Annotated in this window: 7 protein-coding genes; all 7 read left to right on the top strand. The window is 47.9% G+C overall.

Annotated elements, in window-relative coordinates; all coding sequences use genetic code 11:
- The first annotated feature begins 523 nt into the window (after window positions 1-523).
- Entirely contained in the window at window positions 524-736 is a 213-nt protein-coding gene (locus tag VM802_RS27940; protein WP_325536980.1) for a hypothetical protein, read from the top strand.
- 65 nt (window positions 737-801) lie between these two features.
- On the top strand, window positions 802-1,965 hold the full coding sequence (locus VM802_RS27935) for a Gfo/Idh/MocA family protein (protein ID WP_325536978.1): 1,164 nt from the start codon (window positions 802-804) through the stop codon (window positions 1,963-1,965).
- Window positions 1,966-1,989: 24 nt separating this feature from the next.
- Entirely contained in the window at window positions 1,990-3,045 is a 1,056-nt protein-coding gene (locus VM802_RS27930; protein WP_325536976.1) for a sugar phosphate isomerase/epimerase family protein, read from the top strand.
- Window positions 3,046-3,086: 41 nt separating this feature from the next.
- Window positions 3,087-3,503, top strand: a complete 417-nt coding sequence (locus VM802_RS27925) for a c-type cytochrome (protein WP_325536974.1) — start codon at window positions 3,087-3,089, stop codon at window positions 3,501-3,503.
- A gap of 73 nt (window positions 3,504-3,576) precedes the next feature.
- Window positions 3,577-4,299, top strand: a complete 723-nt coding sequence (locus tag VM802_RS27920) for a 3-keto-disaccharide hydrolase (protein ID WP_325536972.1) — start codon at window positions 3,577-3,579, stop codon at window positions 4,297-4,299.
- Window positions 4,300-4,441: 142 nt separating this feature from the next.
- The gene (locus tag VM802_RS27915) at window positions 4,442-5,185 is read left to right on the top strand and encodes a ThuA domain-containing protein (protein WP_325536970.1); all 744 of its coding nucleotides are present in this window, start codon (window positions 4,442-4,444) and stop codon (window positions 5,183-5,185) included.
- 23 nt (window positions 5,186-5,208) lie between these two features.
- Window positions 5,209-5,458, top strand: a 250-nt coding sequence (locus VM802_RS27910; protein ID WP_325536967.1) for a ThuA domain-containing protein, incomplete at its 3' end; no start/stop codon positions are given.

Below are 5,458 nucleotides of genomic sequence, written 5' to 3'. Positions count from 1 at the left end.
ATAAATGGTGGCTTAATGCCTTCACCTAAATCTATCTTTGCCATGGGATAAGGGCTTAAACAACAACGTCTTACCTAAATTTACCGATATTGTATAAAAGCGCCAAGTATTTTAACAGCAGGCTTTCTCCATTCTCCAGCTTCTCATTCGGTTGTCATTCGATTCTCATAGGTATTAAAAGCGCACAACAGGTATCCCCCAGGCAACCCCCAGTCATCCCCCAGTCAACGTCCAGTCAACCCCCAGTTAAAAGCGCACTTCTTAATCATTATCAGACTATCAATCCGGCATAAGCAGACTTGCCCGAAGCCAGTTCAACCGGGACAAATACCGGTTAAGCTTCTCTCCTCAACAATCTCAGCTACTGTTTAATAAAATTGAATAAATATTCGAAAAAATACTTGAACCAGCGGGCAATTTTGTTTGATATTTATCCATTTTCCCCAAAATTTGAACATTATGTAAATACTTTTTATAAATTTATTGGCCTTAAAGTGCTTTACTTACTTATAAACTCCACGTTATGACAACAGATGACCAGCCTTATTGGCTGTTAAATACCGTTATGACACTCAACAAAGAGCCAGGAACAGTAACCCGGCGGGGGACTCCATTCCACGATCTTGTACCGGCACCGGTCCTGAGTACGCCAGGGTCATTAAATGTTATAGACGGTATCAGAATGTTATCTACTGCTGTTATCTTGTACCGCAATGCGGCACGCGACAATAATTGATTATAAAATAAAAAGCTTTCAGTGACCTGGAAGCCAACTCCTAAATAGCTAAAAACCTTTTAAAAATGGATCGTAAGTTAAGAATGGGAATGATCGGTGGAGGAAAGGATGCTTTCATAGGCGCTATTCACCGCATCGCAGCCAACATGGACGGGCTTATTGAACTGGTGGCCGGCGCCCTCAGCATCAACAGTGAAGTGGCAATTGAATCAGGCAAAATGTTGTTCCTCGACCCGGAGCGCACCTACACCGATTTCAAAACTATGCTGCAGAAAGAAGCTGCAATGCCGGCAGACAAACGCCTCGATTTCGTAACGATTGTAACACCTAACTTCGCTCACTTCGAACCTGCTATGATGGCCCTCGATCTGGGCTTCAACGTAGTGATAGAAAAACCCATCACGTTCTCCCTCGATGAGGCCAAACAACTACAGGCCAAAGTGGACGCTACAGGATTAACATTGCTCCTCACACATACCTACACTGGATATCCTATGGTGAAACAGGCCCGCCAGATGGTGAAAGCCGGCGAGCTGGGAAAGATCCGCAAAGTATGGGTGGAATATCCGCAAGGATGGCTCAGCAAACTGAGTGAGCGCGAAGGCAATGCACAGGCAGCCTGGAGAACAGATCCTAAAAAGTCAGGCAAAAGCGGCTGCATGGGCGACATCGGTACCCACGCCGCTAATCTCGCAGAATATATCAGCGGTGCAAAAATTGAAAAACTATGCGCCGATCTCAATATCATGGTACCAGGCCGCGCCCTCGATGATGATGGCGCCGTATTGCTCCGTTTCGACAACGGTGCTGCCGGAGTGCTCATGGCATCACAGGTAGCTGCTGGTGAAGAAAATGCTTTAAAGATCCGTGTATACGGTGAAAAAGGCGGCCTCGAATGGGCACAGCATGAACCCAACACCCTGCTGGTAAAATGGCTCGATAAACCCACTGAGATCTATCGCGCTGGCGGCAACTACGCTTCCCAGTCTTCTTACATGACGCACAATACCCGTACACCGGGTGGTCATCCGGAAGGTTACCTGGAAGCCTTCGGTAATCTCTACCGCAACTTCGCACAAACACTGTCTGCCAAAATCGACGGTGTACAGCCCGCTCCGGAGTCGCTCGATTTCCCCGGCGCAGCGGAAGGCGTGCGCGGTATGGCATTCATCGACAACGTAGTGCGCTCTTCAGAGAGTGATGCCAAATGGACCAATTTCGAGATCTAGTACTTTCATAACAAGCACGACTATATGAAAACAATAAAAGGACCCGGTATATTTCTGGCGCAGTTCATGGGAGAGAAAGCTCCTTTTAACAACCTGAAAAGCATCTGCGAATGGGCTGCTTCCATCGGATTCAAAGGTGTACAGATCCCCAGCTGGGAAACCCGCCTGATAGATCTGCAGAAAGCCGCCGAAAGCAAAACATACGCAGATGAAATAAAAGGTATCGTCAATGCTGCCGGCCTCGAGATCACAGAACTGAGCACGCATCTGCAAGGTCAGCTGGTGGCTGTAAACCCTGCATTCACTGAAATGTTTGACGGCTTCGCACCAGCGCAATATCATAATAACATCAACGCACGTACAGAGTGGGCCGTAAATCAGCTGAAATACGCTGCCAAAGCCAGCCGCAACCTGGGTCTCAATGCACACGCTACGTTCAGTGGCGCGCTCCTATGGGCGCCTGCAATGTATCCCTGGCCACAGCGCCCCGCCGGCTTAGTAGAAGCAGGCTTCGCGGAACTCGCCCGCAGATGGCTGCCTATCCTCAATGAATTTGAAGAGAACGGCGTAGATGTCTGCTACGAAATACATCCCGGCGAAGATCTGCACGACGGCGCCAGCTACGAACGCTTCCTCGAAGCTACCGGCAACCATGCGCGCGCCTGCCTGCTCTACGACCCCAGCCACTTCGTACTGCAATGCCTCGACTACCTGCAGTATATCGATATCTACCACGAAAGAATAAAAGCATTCCACGTAAAAGACGCGGAATTCAATCCTACCGGCCGCTCCGGCGTATACGGCGGATTCCAGCCGTGGATAGACCGCCCCGGCAGATTCCGTTCCCTCGGCGATGGCCAGGTGGATTTCAAATCCATATTCAGCAAACTGACCCAATACGATTATGCCGGTTGGGCCGTTATGGAATGGGAATGCTGCATCAAACATCCGGAAGACGGCGCAAGAGAAGGCGCTCCATTTATCAAGGATCATATTATCCGCGTAACAGAGAAAGCATTCGACGACTTCGCTGGAGCCGCCACCGATGATGCTTTCAACAAACGTATTCTCGGTATCTGATAATAAAATTTAAATCATCAAATAACAAAACAACACACATTATGAGAAAGAGGTATCTGGCACCGTTTGTATTAAGCGCTTTATTCTTTGCGGCTTGCGGCGGAGGTGATAAAAAGGCTGAACAACAGGCTAATAACAGCGGCCAGGGAAGTGCTGCGGCAGAAGATCATTCTATGGTGTCTCCGGATGCAAACAAGCCTGCTTCAAAGGGTAAAACCCTCATGGATCAGAGCGATTGCAAAACCTGTCATAAAGAAGAAATGAAAGTGATAGGACCCGCACTCAAAGATATTTCCGGGAAATATCCCAATACACCGGAAAATGTGGACAAGCTGGCCGACAAAATCATCAAAGGTGGTGCAGGCAACTGGGGGGACGTAGCCATGCTCCCGCATCCAAATGTCTCTAAAGAGGATGCCAAAGAAATGGCAAGCTACATCTTATCAATAGGTAAATAGCCGTTAGCTTTCAGCCTCTAGTATCCAGAAACGGAAGGCTGAAAGCTAAACACTGAAAGCTAAACTAAACTGCATGAAAAAAATAATTGCGGGCGCCTTCCTCCTGGGAGGCATACTCGGCGCCAGCGCCGTGAAAGCCCAGAAAACAAACAGCCTCTCTGCCAAAGAAAAGAAAGAAGGCTGGCAGCTGCTCTTCGATGGTAAAACCACCAGCGGATGGCACACTTATCTCCAGTCTTCTGCAAGCACTGCCTGGAAAGTATCCGACGGTGCGCTGGAACTGGACCAGGAAGCCAAAAAGAATGGCGCTCCCGGCGGTGATCTCGTTACCAACAACGAATATGAAAACTATGAACTGACCCTCGAATGGAAGATCTCCGAAGGCGGCAACAGCGGTATCATTTTCGGTGTTCACGAAGATCCTGAATTCAAAGCCACCTATCTCACCGGCCCTGAAATGCAGGTACTCGATGATGATAAACATCCTGATGGCAAGATCAACAAACACAACGCCGGCGATCTCTATGACCTGAAGAAATCTGCACAGAAAGCTGTAAAACCAGTAGGTCAGTGGAACACCGTTAAGATCCGTAAGAAAGACGGTCAGCTTACCTTCTGGCTCAACAATGTAAAAACTGTTGAAACCACTATCGGCAGCCCTGAATGGGATGAACTGGTAGCCAACAGCAAATTCAAGAACTGGAAAGGATTTGGCAAATATGCCAAAGGACATATTGCATTGCAGGATCACGGTAACCAGGTATGGTACCGCAGTATCAAGATACGCGAGATATAATTTTTCCTCGCAAAAGCGCAAAGCAGCAAAGTTTTTTTAAGCTGATAAATCTGTGAACTAACAACAGTCTTACTAACTTAAAAATCCTTTGCTGCTTTGTTGCTTCACCAGAAACACTGACAATAACCACCACGCACACACGATGAAAACATTAACCGCTTTTATTACATTATTATTGTTCGCTGGCGTCCTGTCTGTCCAGGCATTACACAAAGACAAACACAAACCTAAACGGGTACTCGTGTTTTCCAAAACCACAGGCTTCCGCCACGATTGTATCCCTGTAGCCAAAACAACCATTATGCAACTGGGTAAAGACAATGGCTTCGAAGTAGACACCACAGAAGATGCCGCTGCTTTTACTTCCCGGAACCTGAAGAAATATGCAGCCGTAATCTTCAGCTGCACCACCGGCGACGTACTGGACAGCGTACAACAGATAGCCTTCCAGCAGTACATCCATAACGGCGGCGCATGGATGGGCATACACGCGGCCACCGATACCGAATATGACTGGCCTTGGTACAACAAACTGGCTGGTGCTTACTTTCTCAGCCATCCCAGACAACAGCAGGCAAAACTGCTGGTGGTAGATCACAATCATCCGGCTGCCAAAGAACTTCCCGATGAATGGGTGCGTAAAGACGAATGGTATAATTTTAAAGACATCAGTCCGGATATACACGTGTTGATTAAAATAGATGAGAAGAGTTATGAAGGAGGAAAGAATGGCGATAACCATCCGATGTGCTGGTATCACGAATTCGAAGGAGGCCGCGCATTCTATACTGAGCTAGGCCACACCAAAGAATCCTACAGCGATCCTCTTTACCTGAAACACCTGCTGGGTGGCATTCAGTATGCCATCGGTACAAAACATCCCTGATCATTAAAAGACCCATTTGCTTTATGAAGCATTCCTCGAAACTTATTTTACTGTTACTGCTCCTGGTCGCCGCAGCGTGTAAGAAAACGCGCCCCGGCCAACCCAAAGTACTTGTATTCTCAAAAACTGCAGCCTTCCGCCACGCCTCTATACCGGCAGGCATTGCAGCCATACAGGAACTTGGTAAAGCCAACGGCTTTGCAGTAGACACCACGGAAAATGCCGACAAGTTTAATGAAGACACATTGCAACAATATGCAGCGGTGATCTTCC

The sequence above is a fragment of the Chitinophaga sp. genome, from assembly GCF_035538455.1.
Taxonomy (GTDB): domain Bacteria; phylum Bacteroidota; class Bacteroidia; order Chitinophagales; family Chitinophagaceae; genus Chitinophaga.
This window is presented reverse-complemented; position numbering and strand designations above follow the sequence as displayed.

What these genes read in the sequence shown, in the direction of transcription:
- VM802_RS27920 (WP_325536972.1), top strand. Translation starts at nt 3,577, where the DNA reads ATGAAAAAAATAATTGCGGGCGCCTTCCTCCTGGGAGGCATACTCGGC.
- VM802_RS27925 (WP_325536974.1), top strand. Translation starts at nt 3,087, where the DNA reads ATGAGAAAGAGGTATCTGGCACCGTTTGTATTAAGCGCTTTATTCTTT.
- VM802_RS27930 (WP_325536976.1), top strand. Translation starts at nt 1,990, where the DNA reads ATGAAAACAATAAAAGGACCCGGTATATTTCTGGCGCAGTTCATGGGA.
- VM802_RS27915 (WP_325536970.1), top strand. Translation starts at nt 4,442, where the DNA reads ATGAAAACATTAACCGCTTTTATTACATTATTATTGTTCGCTGGCGTC.
- VM802_RS27940 (WP_325536980.1), top strand. Translation starts at nt 524, where the DNA reads ATGACAACAGATGACCAGCCTTATTGGCTGTTAAATACCGTTATGACA.
- VM802_RS27935 (WP_325536978.1), top strand. Translation starts at nt 802, where the DNA reads ATGGATCGTAAGTTAAGAATGGGAATGATCGGTGGAGGAAAGGATGCT.